This window comes from Caulobacter sp. FWC2 (assembly GCF_002742625.1).
In the GTDB taxonomy this organism is placed as follows: Bacteria; Pseudomonadota; Alphaproteobacteria; order Caulobacterales; family Caulobacteraceae; genus Caulobacter.
In genome coordinates this window covers 404,995-423,068 of sequence record NZ_PEBF01000001.1, presented here as the reverse complement: position 1 = coordinate 423,068, position 18,074 = coordinate 404,995, and the positions used below count along the sequence as shown (strand labels likewise).

Here is an 18,074-nt window from a genome sequence, read left to right as displayed (position 1 = left end):
TGTCACCCAGCTAGACCATACGGGTAAACCGCCGCTGAGCGCTTATGGTTACGCTTGGAGAACGATGTTCGCCATAGTCCACGATTCGTCGCGAACGATCAGCGGTTCATGACCTTGATGATCCGCTTGGACGAAGGCCGACCGGCCAGGCCCTGATCCGGAGAATAGGTGACGGTCAGGGAGCCGTCCTTCAGGGTCGCGGCTGGCTTGCGGCCCTCGGCCAGCAGGACGCGGAAGACCTTGGAAATGAGCGAGCGGTCGCCCTTGCGGGCCATGCGCTCGAAGGCCTCGGCCACCACGGTGGCGGAATCGGCGGCCAGGACCGAGGTCTCGGGCCGCACGTCCTCGACGGTCGAGAACTCGATGTCATGTTGCGCCGCGCGACTGGCGCGGGCGGTGGCGATGGTCACGCGCTGGACGAAGACCTTGAACGACATGATCGCGGGCGGCTGGATCGACGAGGCCCGGCCCGACAGGGCGGCGGCCGCGCCCATCGGCGCGTCGTCCGTGAACAGGATCATGCCGCCCAGCTTGGTCACCCGCAGCACGGGCTCGCCCAGATCGTTGCGGTAGATGACATCTCCGCGCGACGCCGGCTGGGCCGACAGCACCCAGACCTCGGCGCTGTTGTCGAACTTCATCAGCGGCTGGGGGGCGGCCTGGTCGAAGATGAAGGCGCCGCCGCTTTCGGAGACGTAACGCCCGACCGGCGGGGCGGCGACGCGGCGGGCCTCGGCCGGCCCCTTGTGGCCGAGCAGAGCATCCCGCAGCGAGTGCAGTTGCTGGGCGTTCGCGGACGCCGTCATGACCATCAGAGTCGCGATCGCCAGGGACATGCGCGTCCCCAGATGAGCCAACTCCGCCTTACAGAATTTCATGCGATCCGTACTGCCCGCCGACTGGGGCGAATCTTGGACGCGTTAACGTCCAAACCCCGAAGCCGGCGGCATGAGGCCAAACCGCAACAGTCGGCGTCAAGCTCCGGCTTCGAGAGACGTGGACGAGGCCCGCGTCAGGCCATGTATTGACCGCCGTTGAGGCTGAGGGTGGCGCCGGTGACGAAGCCCGCGCGCTCGCCCGACAGGAACGAGACCATGTCGGCGATCTCCTCGCCCTTGCCCAGCCGGCCGACGGGGATGCCGGCGATGATCTGGGCCAGAACGTTCTCCGGCACCGCCGCCACCATCTCGGTGTCGATATAGCCCGGGCAGATGACGTTGACCGTCACGCCCTTCTTGGCGTTCTCCAGGGCCAGGGCCTTGGTGAAGCCGATCAGGCCGGCCTTTGCGGCCGAATAGTTGGTCTGGCCCATCTGGCCCTTCTGGCCGTTGATCGAGCTGATGTTGACGATGCGACCCCAGCCGCGCTCGCGCATGCCCTCGATCACCGGGCGGGTCATGTTGAAGGCCGAGTCCATGTTGACCCGGATCACTTCGGACCACTGCTCGTAGGTCATCTTGTGCAGCATGCCGTCGCGGGTGATGCCGGCGTTGTTGATCAGGATGTCAACGGGCCCCAGCTCGGCCTCCACCGTCTTCACGGCGGCGGCGCAATCCTCGAAGGAGCCGACATTGCCCTTCACCACCATGACGCCCAGCGACTTGGCGCAGGCGGCCGCGGCTTCTTCATTGCCGGAATAGCCCGCCGCCACCTTGTGGCCGTCGGCGACCAACCTCTCGCAGATCGCCCGGCCAATTCCGCGGGTGCCGCCGGTCACGAAAGCCACTCTGGTCATCTGATCTCTCCCGAACGCAGTTTTCTTATGGTTCGCGTGATCCGCGCGCCTCAGCAAGAGGAAGCGCGCGGATCGCGGCCAGGGATGCGTGACGTCTTGTGACTCAGCGTGTTGTCGTTGGACCTCAGACGGCCTCGACGCACATGGCCACGCCCATGCCGCCGCCGATGCATAGGGTGGCCAGGCCCTTCTTGGCGCCCGAACGCTTCATCTCGTGCAGCAGGGTGGTCAGGATCCGCGCGCCCGAGGCGCCGATCGGGTGGCCGATGGCGATGGCGCCGCCGTTCACATTGACCTTGGCCGGGTCGAGGCCCAGTTCGCGGACCACGCACAGCGACTGGGCGGCGAAGGCTTCGTTGCTTTCCACCAGATCCAGGTCGGCGACGGTCCAGCCGGCCTTTTCCAGCGCCTTTTTCGACGCCGGGATCGGACCCGTGCCCATGATCTCCGGCTCGACGCCGGCATTGGCCCACGAGGCGATGCGCGCCAGAGGCTTGAGACCGCGCTTGGCGGCTTCGTCGGCGCTCATCAGCACGAGGGCGGCGGCGCCGTCATTGAGGCCCGACGCGTTGGCCGCGGTGACCGAGCCTTCCTTGGCGAACACGGGCTTGAGGCCCTGGACGCTTTCCAGAGTCGCGCCGTGGCGGATGAACTCGTCCTTGTCGACGATCGTGTCGCCCTTGCGGCCCTTGATGGTGACCGGAACGATCTCGGCGTCGAACTTGCCGGCCTTCTGGGCGGCCTCGGCCTTGTTCTGGCTGGCGACGGCGAAGACATCCTGGTCCTGGCGCGTGATCTGCCAGCGGTTGGCGATGTTCTCGGCCGTCTGGCCCATGTGGTAGCCGTGGAAGGCGTCCCACAGGCCGTCCTTGATCATGGTGTCGACGAACGACAGGTCGCCCATCTTCTGGCCATTGCGCAGGTTCTGGGCGTGAGGCGCCTGGCTCATGCTTTCCTGGCCGCCAGCCACGACGATCTTGGCGTCGCCGGCCGCGATCTGCTGGGCCGCCAGGGCCACGGCGCGCAGGCCCGAGCCGCACAGCTGGTTCAGGCTCCAGGCCGGGCTCTCGACCGGGATCCCGGCATTGACCGAAGCCTGGCGGGCGGGGCCCTGGCCGGCGGCGGCCTGCAGCACCTGGCCCAGGATCACCTCGTCGACATCAGCCGGGGCGATGCCGGCGCGCTCGACCGCAGCCTGGATCGCGATCTTGCCCAGGTCCGAAGCGGGCAGGCTGGACAGCGCCCCGTTGAACGAACCGACCGGCGTGCGCGCGGCGGAGACGATGACGATGTCGCTCATGGATAGGCTCCCGTGACGGTTCTGACGTGACGCCTTCGCGGTTGCGGCGCCCGTGCTTTTGCGATGCAACATCCAGCATGCACATCGCGACGGCGTTCGTCACGGGCACATTTTCACGGCTTGGCGACAGCTCCAAGTCATCAGACCACTGGCGCCCCGCCTTTGCATTAGCGATAGTGCGGTGCGAGAAGCGGGCGTAACCGCCCACCTGGATCATCTCGATGATCCAGGCACTTTTACACAGGACGCGTTTTCGGACGACGAACCGGTGTCCACTTCGTCTGAAAACGCTCTAGGGAACGAAATGTCCGAGAACCCTGAAAAAGGCGAAGCGGCCGTCAATACTGAAAAGGCCGGCGCCGAGAAGGCGCCAGGCAACGACAAGACCGGCCAGCGCGTCATCATCAAGAAGTACGCCAACCGTCGCCTCTACAACACGGCCTCGTCGTCCTACGTGACCCTTGAACACCTGTCGGACATGGTGAAGGAAGGCGTCGACTTCGTGGTCTATGACGCCAAGACCAATGACGACATCACCCGTTCGGTCCTGACCCAGATCATCTTCGAGGAAGAGAACCGCGGCGGCGGCCAGAACCTGCTGCCCATCCAGTTCCTGCGCCAGCTGATCGGCTTCTACGGCAACTCGATGCAGGCCTTCCTGCCGTCGTACCTGGAAATGTCGCTGGAGAGCTTCTCCAAGCAGCAGGAGCGCATGCGCGGCCAGTTCGCGGGCCTGGCCCCCGGCAAGATCCCTGGCATGGGCGTCTATGAAGAGCAGATCCGCCAGAACATGGCCCTGTTCGACCGGGCGATGAAGATGTTCTCGCCGTTCGCCTATGTGCGTCCCGAAGACGGCGGCGCCGCGCCCGCCGAACCTCAGCCCGCGCCTGCGCCCGCCCCCGCCAGCGACGACTCCCTGGCCGACCTGAAACGCCAGATGGAGGCCATGCAGGCGCAGTTGGCCAAGCTGGCGAGCAAGCCCTAACCCACGCCTTAACCAAGACGCTCCAGCGGTTCTTAACCGTCCGGCTCCTAGGCTCTTCACCATGAGCGGCCCGATCGATCCTCTTCGACGCCCTGGTCCCGCGCGCCGCGCCTTGCCGGCGCCGCGCGATGGCGAGCGTCCTGAGACCGAAGAAGAGGTCGTATTCGTCGTGGAGGAAGACGCCCCCCCACCGCGTCAGGAACCCCCGCCGCGCCGGGGAGGCTTCGCCGCCTTCGCCGCGCATGTCATGGGTCAGCCTGGACAGAAACGCGGCCTGCGTGGTGGGCAGGAAGTGCTGGATACGGCCAGATCGACCTATCTCGGGACGGAATATTCCGGCCCGGCCGATCGCCGTCCCCCAACGGGCCTGCTGAAGAAGACCAAGATCTAGCCCTTCAGGCGCGTCAGCTCGGCCTCGAGCGCGGCGACCCGCGCCTCCAGAGACGTCAGGCGCTGGGCGTCGCTGGCCGGCGGCGGGCGAACCCCGGCGCGAGACGCCGCCTCGGCCGGCGCAACGCCCAAAAGCTCGGCGAAGACAGAGACTTCCCGCATCGACAGCTCGCGCTGGTCCTTGAAAGCCAGGGCGAGCTCGACCTCGCTTAAGCCGGCGGCGGCGGCCAGCATCGTGCGGCTGAGACCGCGCTCGGCGAGGCGCCCGTCGTACCAGGCGGCGTCGAAGAAGAGGGCCATCTAGAACCGCCTCTTTTGGGAACCGAAGGGTTGGCGCCAGTCTTGCTTAATCGTTGGTGAATTCATCGCCCACGGGTCTTCAAATGCTGTCCGTCGCCATCCGCATCTTCGACGTCGCCGTCGTGGCCCTGATCTTCACGGCCCTGACCTAGGATACGCCCTCGCCCTTCGACAAGCTCAGGGTGAGGACTACATCAAACGTCGCAGTAGAAACCTCATCCTGAGCTTGTCGAAGGACAAGGTTTCGGCTCCTCGAACCTAAGCGCTCTCCAGCAGCATCATCGTGCCCTGGCCGCCGTCGGCGCAGATGCTGACGATGGCGCGCTCGCCCTTCGGACGGGCGGCCAGCTCCTTCACCGCCTGGCTGAGGATCCGCGCCCCGGTGGCCCCGAACGGGTGGCCCAGCGCCAGCGAGCCGCCGAACGGATTCATGCGATCGCGCGGGAAAGCCCCCATCGGCGCGGTGACACCGGCCTTCTCGCTCAAGAACTTGGCGCTTTCCCAGGCGGCGATGTGCGACAGCACCTGGGCGGCGAAGGCCTCGTGGATCTCCCACAGGCCGACATCGGCATAGGTCATGCCGTTGCGGGCCAGCAGGCGCGGCACGCCATAGGCCGGCGCCATCAGCAGGCCTTCATGGCGCAGGTCGATCGAGGTGACCTCGTAGTCGACGATCTTCACCTTAGGGGTCTCGGACGGCAGGCGCGCCATGCCAGCCTCGGACCCGACCCAGATCGCCGCGGCCCCATCGGTCAGCGGCGAGGAGTTGCCTGCGGTCAGCGTGCCCTTGCCGCTGGTCTTGTCGAAGGCCGGACCCAGCTTGGCCAGCTTCTCCAGCGTCGAGTCCTTGCGCGGGATGCTGTCGCGCTTGGCGCCGCCGATCGGAATCACGAGGTCGTCGAAGAAGCCTGCCTCCCAGCCCTTCACCGCGCCCTGGTGGCTGGCCAGGGCGTGGGCGTCCTGGTCGGCGCGCGACAGGTTCCATTCCTTGGCGGTGATCTCGGTGTGCTCGCCCATGGAAAGCCCCGTGACCCGGTTGGCCACCTTGGGGATGAACAGCTTCACATCCTTCAGGTTCAGCGCGCCCAGGGCCGCCAGTCGCTGCTGGCCGGTCTTGGCGCCCTGGAACTTGCGGATCCAGTCCGACAGCGCGACCGACAGGCCGATCTGCACCCGGCTCATGCTCTCGACGCCGCCGACCAAAGCGAGGTCGCGGCCGCGCCCGTCGATCATGCCGGCCGCCTCGATCGCGCCGATCATGCTGGTCGAGCAGGCCATGATGGTCGAGAAGGCCGGAATGGTCGGGTCGGCGCCCGCGTCCAGCAGAACCTCGCGCGCCAGGTTGCTCCAGGTCAGGTTCGGAATGACCGTGCCCCAGACCGCGAAGTCGGGCCGCGCGCCTTTTGCCAACATGGCCTTCACGACCGGGACGGACAGCTCGATCGCGTCATACGAGGCCAGCGGCCCGTCGACCTTGGCGAACGGGGTGCGGACGCCCGAGGCGATCCAGACATCGGCGGAGGACTTGGCGGCGGCGGGCATGGGACGAACTCCGGAAGGCGCGGAAACCTTGATCTATATGGGGTCGTCGCCCCGATCTTGTCGAATACCGCCCTTCGGTTTCGCCTTAGGCGCGGCGACCTATTTGCACACGGACGCGGGTAGGCTTAATCGGCAGGCATGAGCACCGACCTCTCCCTCGACGACAACAAGGCCCTCGAAGACAAGAAGATCAGGGCCCGCGCCTGGTTCGAAAGCCTGCGCGACCAGATCTGCGCCGAATTCGAGCGCCTGGAGGACGAGGCCCCGGCCGATCTCTATCCCGGCGCGCCCGGCCGCTTTACGAAGAAGCCCTGGAACCGCGAGGCCGGCGGCGGCGGCGTCATGGGCATGATGTACGGCCGCCTGTTCGAGAAGGTCGGCGTCCACGTCTCGACGGTGCACGGGACCTTCACGCCCGAGATGGCCAAGAACATGCCCGGCGCGACCGACGATCCCCGGTTTTTCGCCACCGGCATCAGCCTGATCGCGCACATGACCAATCCGCGCGTGCCCGCCGTGCACATGAACACCCGCTTCATCGCCACGACGACAAGCTGGTTCGGCGGCGGCGGGGATCTCACCCCCCTGCTCGGCTATCAGCGCCAGCAGGACTTCCCGGACGCCATCGACTTCCACGCCGCCTATCAGCGGGCCTGCGACAAGCACGATCCGGACTGGCACGCCAAGTACAAGGCTTGGTGCGACGAGTATTTCTTCCTGCCGCACCGCAACGAGCCGCGCGGCATCGGCGGCATCTTCTACGACCACCACGACAGCGGCGACTGGGACCGGGATTTCGCCTTCACCCAGGACGTCGGCCGGGCGTTCCTGGAAATCTACCCCGAACTGGTCCGCCGCCGGATGGGCGAGGCCTGGAGCGCCGACGAGCGCGAGCAGCAGCTGGTCCAGCGCGGTCGCTATGTCGAGTTCAACCTGCTCTACGACCGCGGCACCATGTTCGGGCTCAAGACCGGCGGCAATGTCGAGTCGATCCTCAGCTCGATGCCGCCGGCCGTGAAGTGGCCTTAGGACGTTTTTGAACCCTTCGCTCCGGCCGTGCGTCCGCCGCTTCACGCGGCGAAGCCGCTGAAGGGTATGGGGAGGCGACGGAGCGGCCGGGCGAACCCGGGGACCGTAATGGTTTGTTGTGTTTCGGCTCGCAGACCGCTCCGCCAGGTTGTTCTTGCCCGTGAGGATGGGGGGCGTGAGCGTATTTCAGCTCGGGACCCCATTTGCCCCCGGACGGGCGCGGACCAAGTCGATCGGCTACATCCGTCTCGACCCCGACGATCCACGATAGGCGGCTTGTACGATCACCGCCCTGTCGCTCCGCTGATGGCTTGAACCCCGGAGACTGCCCGTTCGCCAACCGATCTGCCTAAAGAGTACAGACGGGGCGACTTTCGAGCCTCCGGGAACCGCCAGCGGCCCCGCTCAACCTACCCCCGCCGCCGTTTTGGGCCGGATCCAAACGCCCTCCCCCGCGACGGGGACAAGTTGAGTATGCGGTGGTGTTGAACGCCGATGATCCAGGGGCGCGAAAAAGTGAGAAGCGATTGATTTCGTGGGGTTCGGCGCCGCGAACGCCGGGGATAGAGGCCGCTCAATCCCCGCGAGGGCGCGTTCTGAAACCCTCTCTCTTTGAGAGAGGGAGGGGCCCACGCCTGCGGCGTGGGAGGGTGAGAGGTTACACCCTCTCCGGACAAGGCGCCGACGAAACGCGCGGCGGAACGGTCCAGGCTTCACCGGCCACCGGTGAAACCTCTCACCCTCCCACCGCTACGCGGCGGGCCCCTCCCTCTCTCTATGAGAGAGGGTTTCAGGCGCGCGCGCCCCCCGCTCAGTGAAAAGCCCTTCCGCCCCGGAAGAGCGCCCCCCTTACATCTCACGGCGAGACGATCGCAGGGCTGATCAGGTCACTCAAGGACGGCTTCGCCGCCGCGCAGCGGCCGCTCGGAGAGCGGTCCTTGACTGACCTGATCAGCCCTGCACGCTGCAGCCTCCAAGAGATTTAAGGATCGCCACCGACCGAGGTCGGCTCTCGACCTAGTCGGACATTGCCGAGGACGGCTCGTGTGGACATGATCGTGAGATGCCAGACGCTAACCAAGAACTCCTCGCCGCATTGGCCGAGATGTGTGCCCAGTATCTCGAAGAGGGCGGCGTGCTCGATCACCAGTGCATGAGCGCCGGCGAGAAGGCTATCGCGCTTCTCGTGGAACACGGCCTCGTGGCGCCACCGGGGCGTGGCGGTGTCTGGACCGACGCGGGACAAGATCTCCTCCGGTCGGCCTAGCGGATCTCAACTTCCGTTCCCCACCCTTCTCTCACCTTCGCGATGTCAGTTTGCGGGCGGCGGCCTGATTTCCGCTCCCCACCCATCGCGGACAATCCAAGCAACCGCTTTGTCCGAGGCGCTTCTACGCCGCCTTAGGACACTTCGCCCCGCTGTCGATCCACGCCTTGATCAGCTCGCCGAACTGCGCCTGCGTGCCGGGGGCCGGGACGCGGCCCGCGCCGGGGTTCCAGGCCCAGCCGACCAGGTGATCCTGCGCCATGTGGTGGTGCAGCTCGGCCATCGACTTGCCGCCGTTGGTCGAGGGGTTCTTGATCTGGGCGCAGATCTGGCCCAGCGACTTGCCCTGCCAGGCCATCTCGGCCGGGGCCAGGGCCCACTTCGGATCGCCGGGAATGCTCTTGATGTCCGCGCCCCAGGTCGGGACGTTGGCCTGGGTATGGCACGAGAAGCACGGCATGCCGGCCGGGCCGTGGCCGCTGTCGCCGGCGACCATCGGCGGATTGTGCGGATGCAGGTCGTCGCCTTGCGTCGGGGCGCGCTGGACCGGGTGGCAGTTCAGGCAGCGCGGGCTCTGGATCACCTTGCCGGCCTCCTGGAACAGGGCGAGCGACCGGGCGGCCGGATCCTTGATGGACTGAAAGCTGGCGGCGGTCTTCAGCGCCACGGGCGCTGGCCCCGACGCCTGGGTATCAGGCGCGGCCTGGACGCTGGCGACGACCGCGCCGGCGGCGGCCAGGGTTCCGGCCAGGATCACGACGGTAGCGATACGCATGGACGGACCTCTCGGATTTCACCAGGAGAGCAACGCGCCAGCTTAGCCTTGGGTTTCCTGCTTCAGGAATTGCCCGATCCATTGGGCCATTCGCGCGGCGTCGGTGTCGGCCGACAGGCTGGCGATCGCCGCGTCGGCCTGCTCGTCCGTGAACCGCGTACCGCGCCGCGCCTCGATCAGCGCCTTGGCGTAGGCCGGCGAGAACTCGGGGTGGAACTGCATCGAGATCGCCTTGGCGTCGTCGTACGTCAGAATGCCGTAGGGCGTGAACGCGCTGCCGGCCAGCACCCGCGCGCCGGGCGGCAGGGCGGTGACCTGGTCCTGGTGCGAGCCCGGCACGGCGACCTGCGGCGCGTCATCCATCCAGGCCTCGCGATCGGAGACCTCATAGGCCTGAAGCCCCACGCCCCAGCCCTTGTCGGACTTCTCGGCCTTGCCCCCGAACGCCTCGGCCATGATCTGGTGGCCGAAGCACACCCCGACCAGCGGCTGCTCGCCCTTGGCCTCGCGCAGGAAGGCCTTCAGCGGCTCGATCCAGGGCAGCGGGTCATAGACTCCCGCCGCCGAGCCGGTGATGACATAGGCGTCGTTCTCGGCCGGATCGGCGGGCAGTTCGCCCTTCTGGACATCGTAGACGCGGTAGCTGTGCTCGGGCCCCAGCAGAGCCTCGAACATCGCCGAATAGCTGCCGTGGGTCTCCGCGAGGTCGCCCGGCGGATTGCCGGTCTCGAGCAGGCCGATCTTCATCGTCGTACGCCCCCTAGTAGACCATGCCCTGCGCGACGGCCTTCAACCGCTCGATAGCGCTGAACTTGTCCTCGATGAAGTCCTGGTCGATCCACCAGATCTCGATCTCGCGCATCACTTCCCCAACCATCGGCCCCTTGGGCACCCCGGCCTTCATGACCTCGTCGCCCGACAGCGGGAAGGCCGGCGGGTTCCAGGTCTCGGCCAGGGCCAGCAGGGCCCGCCATTGCGGCGCCGTCGAGTCGCGGCCCGAACCGGCCCAGGCCAGCTTGATCCGGTCGCTGAACGTCCGAACGCCCAAACCGTAGACGGCCCGGCGCGCTTCCCGGGGACTCATCCACGAAACGATGCGCGGGCTTTTGCCCACGGCGTCGACGATCCGGTCACGGACATTGTTGGGCAGGCGAAGGCGCTCGGCCAGGTCGGCGGCCAGCTTGGGGTCGTCCGGGATCAGGGCCGCCAGGCGCAGGTCGGGGTCGTTCTCGAACAGTTGCTCGGTCTCGATGGCGACCAGGGCCTCGAAGCGGGCCAGCGACTTCACCTGCGGCAGGATCGAGGACAGCACGCTGGTCGCCGCCATCAGACGCAAGGCTGGACGCGGATCCTCGGCGGCCAGCATCTTCATCAGTTCCTTCTGGGTGCGCTCGGCGGCGCGGCCCGACACCATGCCCTTCAGCGCCTTGCAGGCGGCCAGGGCCTTCTGGTCGGCGTCGCCCTTGCCGTACCAGGCCTGGAACCGGAAGAAGCGCAGGATGCGCAGATAGTCCTCGCGGATGCGGGTCATGGGGTCGCCGACGAACACCACGCGGCCCTCGTGGGCGTCCTTGATCCCCTCGCCGGTCGGGTCATAGACCCGGCCTTCCAGATCGGCGTAGAGGGCGTTGAAGCGGAAATCGCGACGCTCGGCGTCCTGGCCCCAGTCCTGGGTGAAGGCCACCACAGCCCGGCGGCCGTCGGTCGAGACGTCCTTGCGCAGGGTGGTGATCTCATAGGGCCGGCCGCCCGAAAGAGCGGTGATGGTGCCGTGATCGACGCCGGTCGGGATGGCGCGCAGGCCCGCCTGCTCCAGGGCGTCGATGATCAGGTCCGGCGTCAGGATGGTGGCGATGTCGATATCGTCGATGGGCTTGCCCATCACGGCGTTGCGCACGCAGCCCCCGACGAAGCGCGCGCAGCCGGGATAGCCGCGCGCCTCCAGGGCGGCGAACACAGCCTTTGTCTCGGATAACGCCATCCACGGCTGAACGCCGATCGATTCACTGCTCAACGCCGAACTCCCACAAGTACGCGTCTTGGCCCCTTGAAACGGGGCGACATTGTTAGGCCAGGAGACCCCGACTTCGCCAGCGGCGAAACACCCTATTCGGAGGGGTCCCGTCCGCTTTCGTCGTAAAGCGCCTCATACAACGACCGGAGCATGCCGGCCGTCGCCCCCCAGATGAACCGATCGTTCCAGGGCATCGCATAGAAGTGACGTCGCGCTCCGTCCGGAGCCTCACGCGACTGGCGCTGATGGTTGACCGGATCCATCAGGAAGGCGAACGGCGTCTCGAAGACGTCGGCCACTTCCTCGGGGCTGGCGACGAAGGTCGCCTTCGGATCGATGAACCCGACCACCGGCGTCACATGAAAGCCGGTCACCGTCTGGTAGCCGTGCAGCAGGCCGACCACCGTCACCAGGGCCGGATCGAGGTTCACCTCTTCCTGCGCCTCGCGCAGGGCCGTCTGCCAGGGCGTCTCGCCCGGATCGCAGCGGCCGCCGGGGAAGGCGATCTGACCGGTGTGGCTGCGCAGGGTGTCAGACCGGCGGGTCAGCAGGACCGTCAGGCCGTCCTCGTGTTCGATCAGCCCGACCAGCACGGCGGCGGGACGCAGGGCGTGCGGATTATCGGCTCTCAAGCCGGGATTGAGATCGTAGTCGGACTTCTTCGGATTGGCGAGGCTGGGGTCGTAGTCCGAGATCGGATGCAGGCGGGCGGTGATCCAGGCGCGGCGCTCTTCCCGCGTCATGTCTGGCCGCGACATCTCCGAGTGCGTCATGCCGGGACGGCTCCCGGCGGCGCGATCGGGAAGAACGCGCCGTTCGAGCTGACGCCCCAGACGCCATCCTGCTCGCGCGCCATCTCGGCCAGCTCGTAGAACACCGGCCGGGCGATCAGCGCTTCCAGACCCCGGCGGACATGAACATAGGGGCGCGGCTCGCCAGTCTGGGCATCGATCTCGACGCGGATCGCATTGTCCGGACCCGCCTCGACCGTGTCGCCGACATTGGTCTGGAAGACCAGCGCCTCGCCCTCACGATCGACCCGCGTGGCTATGAACGGCGCGTCCTCGACCGTGATCTTCATCTTCTCGACGGGCGTGACCAGGTGATAGCCGTCCGGATCGCGCCGCAGCACGGTCGAGAACAGCCGCACCAGCGCTTCGCGGCCGATCGGCGTGCCCTCGTGGAACCAGACCCCGTCCTTGCGGATGCGGATGTCGATCTCGCCGCAGTGAGGCGGGTTCCACAGATGCACCGGCGGCAGGCCGCGCGCCCCCGCCGCTTTCGCGGCCTGGGCGACGCCTTCCAAGCCTGGCTTCGGAGCATCGGTCATCGCCGATCAGTTAGGCCGTATGGCCTCCCGGCTCAAGCCGAAGCGGCCACTCAACCGCGAGGATCGATCGCGACCAGGCCGGCGAGGCCTTCGTCCCCGGCTTCCTTCAGCGGCAACAGCAGCACGCGGCGCTGATCCACCGGACCAGGCATGACGACGCCGGCCGTGTGGGCGTTGGTGAAGCCGACCCGGCCGAAATAGGGGCCGTCGCCGACCAGCAGCACCGCGCGCCAGCCGGCGGCGCGGGCGGCCTCCACAGCGCTCTCGACCAGGGCCTGACCCAGGCCGGCGCTGCGCTCGTCGGGATCCACGGCCAACGGTCCCAGGAAGGCGACGGGCTCGCCGCCGATCGTCACCGGCCACATGCGGCAGCAGCCGACCGGCTCACCGTCGCGCAGGGCGACGAACGAGCAGTCGGGCAGCAGGGTATTGCTCTCGCGCAGGCGCTCGGACGACTTGGCGAAACGGCCAGGGCCGAACACCCGGTCGATCAGGCGGGTCACAGCCGCCTCCATCGCCGGGGTCTCACAGACCAGCGGCGGGTACGGAGCGGGAGAAAGGGTCTTTTGAACGGAGGTCATCGGCCTTCGGGTAATGCGAAAGGGCGTCGGGGGCTCCCAACGCGAAGGCGCGACCGGGAGGGCGTCAGATCGTGGCGCGTTCGCGCGTCATTCGTCGCAGGCGGGGCATCGCCAAGGTTCCTTACCAAGGATTCGGAGCGCGACTTGATCACGCTCCGTGGCCTCAAAAGATGCGCGCGCTGTAGGGCCAAGCCTTTCCCAGGTCAATAACGTTGCGGTGCGCGAAGCGCGGCCTATGTTGCGGGCCGATGTCCGACCCTGCCTCACCCGCGCCGCCCGCTCCCGACACCTCTACCCGCGCCCTGTTGCGGGAGCCTGACTTCCTCCTCTTCTGGGTGGCGCGTTTCGTCTCCACCCTGGGGGTGCAGATCCAGTCGGTGGCCCTGGGCTGGCAGGTCTACGCCATCGCCCGCCTGACCCATTCGGTCGGGGAGTCGGCCTTCATGGTCAGCATGATCGGCCTGGCGCAGTTCGTACCGCTGTTCCTGCTGACCCTGGTGGCCGGCGAGAACGCCGACCGCCGGACCCGCAAGCTGATCGTCGCCACCACCCTGTGCCTGGACGCGATCAGCGCCAGCGTGCTGCTGGTCCTGGCGCTGATGGGCTCGCACGCGCTGTGGCCGATCTTCGCCGTCTCGGTGATGTTCGGGGCCAGCCGCGCCTTCCTGTCGCCCGCCAGCAGCGCCATGGGGCCGATGCTTGTGCCGCGCCCCCTGCTGCCGCGCGCCATCGCCTGGAACTCGCTGTCCTGGCAGGGCGGCTCGATCCTGGGTCCGGCCCTGGGCGGCCTGCTGCTGATCCACTCGCCGGCCCTGGCCTTCGGGACCTCGCTGGTCTTCTACCTGGCCGCCGCCCTGCTGGCCCTGGCGATCCGCAAGAACACCAAGCCGGAAACCCAGCCCGGCTCGCGCGTGGAGCTGATCAAGGAAGGCCTGTCCTACGTCTGGAACAACAAGATCGTGTTCGGCTCGATCTCGCTCGATTTGTTCGCGGTGATCCTGGGCGGGGCCACGGCCCTGCTGCCGGTGTTCGCCAAGGACGTGCTGCACATCGGCCCCGGCGGCTTCGGCCTGCTGCGCGCGGCGCCGGCGATCGGCGCGTCCCTGGTCGGCGTCTACCTGGCCAGCAACCCGATCCGCCGCAACGCCGGCAAGATCATGTTCACGGGCGTGGCCGTGTTCGGCCTCGCCACGGCGGTATTCGGCCTCTCCAAGCTGGAGTGGCTGTCGGTCGGCGCCCTGGCCGTTCTGGGCGGCGCAGACATGCTGTCCGTTTATGTCCGCCAGACCCTGGTGCAGATCGTCACCCCGGACGCCATGCGCGGCCGCGTCGCCGCCGTCTCGGGCGTGTTCATCAGCGCCTCCAACGAGCTGGGCGAGGTCGAGAGCGGGGCGATGGCCTGGCTGCTCGGACCGATCGGCGCGGCGGTGTTCGGCGGTGTCGGGGCCATGGCGGTCACAGCCCTGTGGGCCTTCCTGTTCCCCGATCTGCGCAAGGCCGACCGGCTGGAGTAGGACCTAGAGCCCCGCCAGCTTTCTGATCCCGTCGCCGGTCAGGCGGCGGATGATCCATTCGTCCATCGCGGCCGCGCCCAGGCTGTCATAGAAGGCGATCGAGGGGGCGTTCCAGTCGAGCACCGTCCATTCCAGGCGGCCCAGCCCCTCGTCGACGCAGCGCTTGGCGAGGTTGGCCAGCAGCGCCTTGCCCGCGCCGGATCCCCGCGCGGAGGGCCGTACGAACAGATCCTCCAGATAGATCCCGTGCCGACCGACGAAGGTCGAGTAGTTGTAGAACCACAGAGCGAAGCCGACCGGCTGGCCATCGATCTCGGCGATGTCGGCGAAGGCGCGGGCGTTAGAGCCGAACAGGGCCGCCGTCGTATCGCCCTCCGTCGCCTGCACCGTGTCGAGCAGCTTTTCATAGTCCGCCAGATCGAGGATGAACTGGTGGATCAGACCCGCGTCGTCGGGCGTGGCAGGGCGGACGGAAACGGACATGGCGGTCTCTGCGGACTATCGGGACTTCGTTCTGGAGCAACTGGCCCCGCTGGGCCAGATCACCGCGCGGCGGATGTTCGGCGGAGTCGGCGTCTATGCGAACGGCCTGTTCTTCGCCCTGATCGACGACGACGTCCTCTACCTCAAGGGCGACGACGCGCTGAAGGTCGAGTTCGAGGCCGCCGGCTCCCACGCCTTCGACCCGTTCGGCGAGGGCAAGCCCATGGCCTACTGGGTGGCGCCGGCCGAGGCGCTGGACGACCAGGACATCCTGCTGGAATGGTCGCGGAAATCGCTGGAGGTCGCGGCCAAAGCAGCGACCTCCAAGAAACAACGCTAGAGCCTGTCCCGTTTAGACGGAACCATCTAAACGGGATAAACAGGCTCTAGAATCAAACATTTAGAGCCCTTTCGAACGCTTTGGATGATTCCATCTAAAGCTAAAGGGCTCTAGCCGATCTTCACCCCCGGCGGCGGCGCGCTGCTTTCCGGCACGAAGAAGTCCGGCATCAGGGTGGCGGCCGGATCGACCTTGTACTGATCGAAGTCGCGGACGCCCTCGCCGTACAGGAACGTATCGTCGATCAGGAAATTCCCTGAGAACTCCCGCGACGGCTTGCAGAAGATCGCGTGGGCGGCGTCGGCCATGATCTCGACCGTCCGGCAGTGCTTGAGCCCCTCGTCGCCGGCCAGGGCGAACTGGATGGCGGCGGTGGCGATGCCGGTGCGCGGCCACAGGGCGTTGAAGGCGATGCCGTCGCTCTTGAACTCTTCGGCCATGCCCAGCACGCACATCGACATGCCGAACTTGGCCATGGTGTAGGCCACGTGCGAGCCGAACCAGCGCGGCGACATGTCCAGCGGCGGCGACAGCATCAGGACGTGCGGGTTCTCGGCCTTCTTCAAGTAGGGGATGCAGGCCTTGGAGGTGACGAACGTGCCGCGCGTATTGATCTGATGCATCAGGTCGTAGCGCTTCATGTCGGTCGACAGCACACCAGTCAGCGAGATGGCCGAGGCGTTGTTGACGCAGATGTCGATCCCGCCGAACTGGGCGACGGCCTTCTCGACCGCCTCCTGGACATTGGCCTCTTCGCGCACGTCGACGACCAGCGGCAGGGCCTTGCCGCCCGCGTCCTCGATTTCCTTGGCGGCGGTGTAGATGGTGCCGGGCAGCTTCGGGTGCGCCTCGGCCGTCTTGGCGGCGATGACGATATTGGCGCCGTCGCGCGCCGCGCGCAGAGCGATGGCCAGGCCGATGCCGCGCGAGGCGCCGGTGACGAACAGGGTCTTGCCCCGAAGACTGTTGGCTTGGCTCATGCGGGTTCTCCACGCGCTTTGATCAGGTCGACGCCGGCGACGATGAAACCGAGCATGAAGCTCATCTTCGCCACGTGCGCGACGGGACCGTGATCCTTCAGGGCCGCGCCGACAAGGCCGATGACGAGGGCCGCGATCCACAGGGCGGCCGGGATGCGAAACGCCTTCGCCCGCAGGAGATCGAGAGCCCAGACCACCATGCCGATCGACCAGACGCTGGAGGCGATCATGTACGAGGCCTCGCCGAACATCTTGGCCGACGAGGTCCGCACCAGCATCACGCCCAGCAGCGCCACGACAAACCCGGCCAAGCCCAGAAGGCTCGCGGTGCGCCGGCCCGCCGACCAGACGCCCAGCATGCCGAAGGTCAGCAACAGGTCGATGGTCACGTAAACGAGATGCGGCTGCGGCTCGACCAGGTGCGGATAGATGACGAACGGCGCGATGACGTCGATCACCGCGCCGACGATCGCTGCGCCCCCCGCCAGACGCAGGACGGACCGGTCGTCCATCAGGCGCCGGCGCCCGTGGTCTTCACCGAAAGGTCCCACAGGCGTTCGGCCGCGTCCGGGTCGAGGGCATGGGGCATGACGCCGTTCCAGGGGCGCTCCTGGCTCCACGGGACGGCCTGGTTGCAGTCCTCCAGATAGAGCCCGCCGACGCCGTTCAGCTCGTCACCGACCGCAGCCCAGACACTTGTCGCCGCGCCCTGCTCGGTGGACTTGAAGCCCTCGCGCGGCTTGTCGTTCTCGTCCAGCCAGCCCATGGCCCGCTGCTCTTCGATCGACATGTGCCGCTGCAGCGGGGTCATGATGCCGCCAGGCATGACGGCGTTGGCGTTGACGCCCTGGTCCTTGAACCGCTTGTCGAAGCCGACCGCGAACAGGCTGTTGGCGGTCTTGGCCTGGCCGTAGCTCTCCCACTTGTCGTAGTCGCGGTGCTCGTAGTTCGGGTCCTCGAAATTCACCCCGGCGCGGCGGTGGCCGATCGAGGAGAGCGAGACGAGGCGCGAGCGGTGGCCCGAGTGCTCGGCGCCGTCGACCAGGTTCGGCGCCAGCAGCACCGACAGCAGGAAATGGCCGAAGTGGTTCGTGCCGATCTGCATCTCCAGCCCGTCGGCCGTGCGCGACAGCGGGCACGCCATGACGCCGGCGTTGTTGATCAGGAGGTTCAGCCGGCGATCGCCCCAGCGGTGGGCGAAGTGGCGGATGGCCTCGAGACTGGAAAGGTCCAGCATACCGAAGCTGACGCGCTTCGAACCGGCCTCTTCATTGATCTGGTTGGCGATCTCTTCGCCCAGCTCCGGCTTGCGGGCGGCGATGATCACCTCCGCGCCGGCCAGGGCCAGGGCCCGCGCCGTCTCGACGCCGATGCCGGTCGCAGCGCCGGTGACAATGGCCACCTTGCCCGACAGGTCATGTCCCGCGACGACCTCGCGCGCCGTCGACTTCGCCCCGAAGGGCGAGGTGATCCGTTCCGCCATGCGATCCTCCCAGATCGTGTTGTTAT

The 18,074-nt window shown here is 67.2% G+C and carries 22 protein-coding genes; 6 read left to right on the top strand and 16 right to left on the bottom strand.

The annotated features are described in order from the left end of the window. Positions 1-98 precede the first annotated feature (98 nt). From CSW62_RS02175 to CSW62_RS02165, 3 genes are all read right to left on the bottom strand, one after another. Positions 99-878 (bottom strand): DUF4908 domain-containing protein, encoded by a 780-nt coding sequence (locus tag CSW62_RS02175; protein WP_199170496.1) that lies wholly within the window; start codon positions 876-878, stop codon positions 99-101. A gap of 134 nt (positions 879-1,012) precedes the next feature. After that, the gene (locus CSW62_RS02170; RefSeq protein WP_099575576.1) at positions 1,013-1,735 is read right to left on the bottom strand and encodes a beta-ketoacyl-ACP reductase; all 723 of its coding nucleotides are present in this window, start codon (positions 1,733-1,735) and stop codon (positions 1,013-1,015) included. A gap of 124 nt (positions 1,736-1,859) precedes the next feature. After that, positions 1,860-3,035 (bottom strand): acetyl-CoA C-acetyltransferase, encoded by a 1,176-nt coding sequence (locus tag CSW62_RS02165; RefSeq protein ID WP_099575575.1) that lies wholly within the window; start codon positions 3,033-3,035, stop codon positions 1,860-1,862. Positions 3,036-3,339: 304 nt separating this feature from the next. Between CSW62_RS02165 and phaR the strand changes: the two genes are divergently transcribed. Both phaR and CSW62_RS02155 read left to right on the top strand, forming a co-directional pair. After that, positions 3,340-4,020 carry a polyhydroxyalkanoate synthesis repressor PhaR gene (gene phaR, locus CSW62_RS02160; protein ID WP_099575574.1) on the top strand — a complete coding sequence of 227 codons (681 nt, stop codon included), beginning with the start codon at positions 3,340-3,342 and terminating at the stop codon, positions 4,018-4,020. A gap of 61 nt (positions 4,021-4,081) precedes the next feature. Then, the gene (locus CSW62_RS02155) at positions 4,082-4,411 is read left to right on the top strand and encodes a hypothetical protein (RefSeq protein WP_099575573.1); all 330 of its coding nucleotides are present in this window, start codon (positions 4,082-4,084) and stop codon (positions 4,409-4,411) included. Here CSW62_RS02155 and CSW62_RS02150 read toward each other — a convergent pair. Then, positions 4,408-4,710: a helix-turn-helix transcriptional regulator gene (locus CSW62_RS02150; protein WP_099575572.1), complete on the bottom strand. Its 303-nt coding sequence runs from the start codon at positions 4,708-4,710 to the stop codon at positions 4,408-4,410. The genes CSW62_RS02155 and CSW62_RS02150 overlap by 4 nt on opposite strands. A gap of 86 nt (positions 4,711-4,796) precedes the next feature. Between CSW62_RS02150 and CSW62_RS26030 the strand changes: the two genes are divergently transcribed. Continuing rightward, entirely contained in the window at positions 4,797-4,862 is a 66-nt protein-coding gene (locus CSW62_RS26030) for a hypothetical protein (RefSeq protein ID WP_125155815.1), read from the top strand. Positions 4,863-4,968: 106 nt separating this feature from the next. Here CSW62_RS26030 and CSW62_RS02145 read toward each other — a convergent pair whose 3' ends face one another. Next, positions 4,969-6,252: an acetyl-CoA C-acyltransferase gene (locus CSW62_RS02145; protein WP_099575571.1), complete on the bottom strand. Its 1,284-nt coding sequence runs from the start codon at positions 6,250-6,252 to the stop codon at positions 4,969-4,971. Positions 6,253-6,390: 138 nt separating this feature from the next. Between CSW62_RS02145 and hemF the strand changes: the two genes are divergently transcribed. Beyond that, positions 6,391-7,281, top strand: a complete 891-nt coding sequence (hemF, locus tag CSW62_RS02140; protein ID WP_099575570.1) for an oxygen-dependent coproporphyrinogen oxidase — start codon at positions 6,391-6,393, stop codon at positions 7,279-7,281. Positions 7,282-8,672: 1,391 nt separating this feature from the next. Here the strand turns inward: hemF and CSW62_RS02125 are convergent. The 7 genes from CSW62_RS02125 to CSW62_RS26510 form a co-directional block, all read right to left on the bottom strand. Beyond that, entirely contained in the window at positions 8,673-9,323 is a 651-nt protein-coding gene (locus CSW62_RS02125) for an Isoquinoline 1-oxidoreductase subunit (RefSeq protein WP_099575568.1), read from the bottom strand. 42 nt (positions 9,324-9,365) lie between these two features. Beyond that, a complete protein-coding gene (locus tag CSW62_RS02120) occupies positions 9,366-10,070 on the bottom strand; it encodes a GMP synthase (protein WP_099575567.1) in 705 nt (234 codons plus the stop codon). 13 nt (positions 10,071-10,083) lie between these two features. Continuing rightward, positions 10,084-11,337: a CCA tRNA nucleotidyltransferase gene (locus tag CSW62_RS02115; protein WP_099575566.1), complete on the bottom strand. Its 1,254-nt coding sequence runs from the start codon at positions 11,335-11,337 to the stop codon at positions 10,084-10,086. A 92-nt stretch (positions 11,338-11,429) separates the two neighbouring features. Next, positions 11,430-12,080, bottom strand: coding sequence for a CoA pyrophosphatase (locus tag CSW62_RS02110; RefSeq protein ID WP_099575565.1), 651 nt, complete (start codon positions 12,078-12,080; stop codon positions 11,430-11,432). A 26-nt stretch (positions 12,081-12,106) separates the two neighbouring features. Next, positions 12,107-12,667, bottom strand: coding sequence for a DUF1285 domain-containing protein (locus CSW62_RS02105; RefSeq protein WP_099575564.1), 561 nt, complete (start codon positions 12,665-12,667; stop codon positions 12,107-12,109). A gap of 50 nt (positions 12,668-12,717) precedes the next feature. Further along, positions 12,718-13,248, bottom strand: coding sequence for a GNAT family N-acetyltransferase (locus tag CSW62_RS02100; RefSeq protein WP_099575563.1), 531 nt, complete (start codon positions 13,246-13,248; stop codon positions 12,718-12,720). A gap of 64 nt (positions 13,249-13,312) precedes the next feature. Beyond that, positions 13,313-13,357 (bottom strand): hypothetical protein, encoded by a 45-nt coding sequence (locus tag CSW62_RS26510; RefSeq protein ID WP_199170699.1) that lies wholly within the window; start codon positions 13,355-13,357, stop codon positions 13,313-13,315. Between the two features lie 139 nt (positions 13,358-13,496). Between CSW62_RS26510 and CSW62_RS02095 the strand changes: the two genes are divergently transcribed. Then, positions 13,497-14,762 (top strand): MFS transporter, encoded by a 1,266-nt coding sequence (locus CSW62_RS02095; RefSeq protein WP_099575562.1) that lies wholly within the window; start codon positions 13,497-13,499, stop codon positions 14,760-14,762. 3 nt (positions 14,763-14,765) lie between these two features. Here CSW62_RS02095 and CSW62_RS02090 read toward each other — a convergent pair whose 3' ends face one another. Then, positions 14,766-15,245, bottom strand: coding sequence for a GNAT family N-acetyltransferase (locus tag CSW62_RS02090; RefSeq protein ID WP_099575561.1), 480 nt, complete (start codon positions 15,243-15,245; stop codon positions 14,766-14,768). Here CSW62_RS02090 and CSW62_RS02085 point away from each other — a divergent pair. Continuing rightward, positions 15,187-15,585: a TfoX/Sxy family protein gene (locus CSW62_RS02085; protein WP_369827416.1), complete on the top strand. Its 399-nt coding sequence runs from the start codon at positions 15,187-15,189 to the stop codon at positions 15,583-15,585. The genes CSW62_RS02090 and CSW62_RS02085 overlap by 59 nt on opposite strands. Before the next feature lie 110 nt (positions 15,586-15,695). Here CSW62_RS02085 and CSW62_RS02080 read toward each other — a convergent pair whose 3' ends face one another. The 3 genes from CSW62_RS02080 to CSW62_RS02070 are packed head-to-tail and all read right to left on the bottom strand — an operon-like array spanning position 15,696 to position 18,048. Continuing rightward, positions 15,696-16,565: an NAD(P)-dependent oxidoreductase gene (locus CSW62_RS02080; protein WP_099575559.1), complete on the bottom strand. Its 870-nt coding sequence runs from the start codon at positions 16,563-16,565 to the stop codon at positions 15,696-15,698. After that, entirely contained in the window at positions 16,562-17,077 is a 516-nt protein-coding gene (locus tag CSW62_RS02075) for a hypothetical protein (protein ID WP_099575558.1), read from the bottom strand. Before CSW62_RS02075 ends, CSW62_RS02080 begins: the two co-directional genes overlap by 4 nt. Continuing rightward, on the bottom strand, positions 17,077-18,048 hold the full coding sequence (locus CSW62_RS02070; protein WP_099575557.1) for an SDR family NAD(P)-dependent oxidoreductase: 972 nt from the start codon (positions 18,046-18,048) through the stop codon (positions 17,077-17,079). The genes CSW62_RS02075 and CSW62_RS02070 overlap by 1 nt, the downstream gene beginning before the upstream one ends. Positions 18,049-18,074 lie beyond the last annotated feature (26 nt).

Bases quoted from the DNA above. Each gene is read 5' to 3' on its own strand.
- CSW62_RS02070 (WP_099575557.1), bottom strand. From the start codon at position 18,048: ATGGCGGAACGGATCACCTCGCCCTTCGGGGCGAAGTCGACGGCGCGC.
- phaR (WP_099575574.1), top strand. From the start codon at position 3,340: ATGTCCGAGAACCCTGAAAAAGGCGAAGCGGCCGTCAATACTGAAAAG.
- hemF (WP_099575570.1), top strand. From the start codon at position 6,391: ATGAGCACCGACCTCTCCCTCGACGACAACAAGGCCCTCGAAGACAAG.
- CSW62_RS02145 (WP_099575571.1), bottom strand. From the start codon at position 6,252: ATGCCCGCCGCCGCCAAGTCCTCCGCCGATGTCTGGATCGCCTCGGGC.
- CSW62_RS02100 (WP_099575563.1), bottom strand. From the start codon at position 13,248: ATGACCTCCGTTCAAAAGACCCTTTCTCCCGCTCCGTACCCGCCGCTG.
- CSW62_RS02080 (WP_099575559.1), bottom strand. From the start codon at position 16,565: ATGAGCCAAGCCAACAGTCTTCGGGGCAAGACCCTGTTCGTCACCGGC.
- CSW62_RS02085 (WP_369827416.1), top strand. From the start codon at position 15,187: ATGAACTGGTGGATCAGACCCGCGTCGTCGGGCGTGGCAGGGCGGACG.
- CSW62_RS02105 (WP_099575564.1), bottom strand. From the start codon at position 12,667: ATGACCGATGCTCCGAAGCCAGGCTTGGAAGGCGTCGCCCAGGCCGCG.
- CSW62_RS02125 (WP_099575568.1), bottom strand. From the start codon at position 9,323: ATGCGTATCGCTACCGTCGTGATCCTGGCCGGAACCCTGGCCGCCGCC.
- CSW62_RS02095 (WP_099575562.1), top strand. From the start codon at position 13,497: ATGTCCGACCCTGCCTCACCCGCGCCGCCCGCTCCCGACACCTCTACC.
- CSW62_RS02150 (WP_099575572.1), bottom strand. From the start codon at position 4,710: ATGGCCCTCTTCTTCGACGCCGCCTGGTACGACGGGCGCCTCGCCGAG.
- CSW62_RS02120 (WP_099575567.1), bottom strand. From the start codon at position 10,070: ATGAAGATCGGCCTGCTCGAGACCGGCAATCCGCCGGGCGACCTCGCG.
- CSW62_RS02165 (WP_099575575.1), bottom strand. From the start codon at position 3,035: ATGAGCGACATCGTCATCGTCTCCGCCGCGCGCACGCCGGTCGGTTCG.
- CSW62_RS02075 (WP_099575558.1), bottom strand. From the start codon at position 17,077: ATGGACGACCGGTCCGTCCTGCGTCTGGCGGGGGGCGCAGCGATCGTC.
- CSW62_RS02170 (WP_099575576.1), bottom strand. From the start codon at position 1,735: ATGACCAGAGTGGCTTTCGTGACCGGCGGCACCCGCGGAATTGGCCGG.
- CSW62_RS02090 (WP_099575561.1), bottom strand. From the start codon at position 15,245: ATGTCCGTTTCCGTCCGCCCTGCCACGCCCGACGACGCGGGTCTGATC.
- CSW62_RS02175 (WP_199170496.1), bottom strand. From the start codon at position 878: ATGAAATTCTGTAAGGCGGAGTTGGCTCATCTGGGGACGCGCATGTCC.
- CSW62_RS02110 (WP_099575565.1), bottom strand. From the start codon at position 12,080: ATGACGCGGGAAGAGCGCCGCGCCTGGATCACCGCCCGCCTGCATCCG.
- CSW62_RS02155 (WP_099575573.1), top strand. From the start codon at position 4,082: ATGAGCGGCCCGATCGATCCTCTTCGACGCCCTGGTCCCGCGCGCCGC.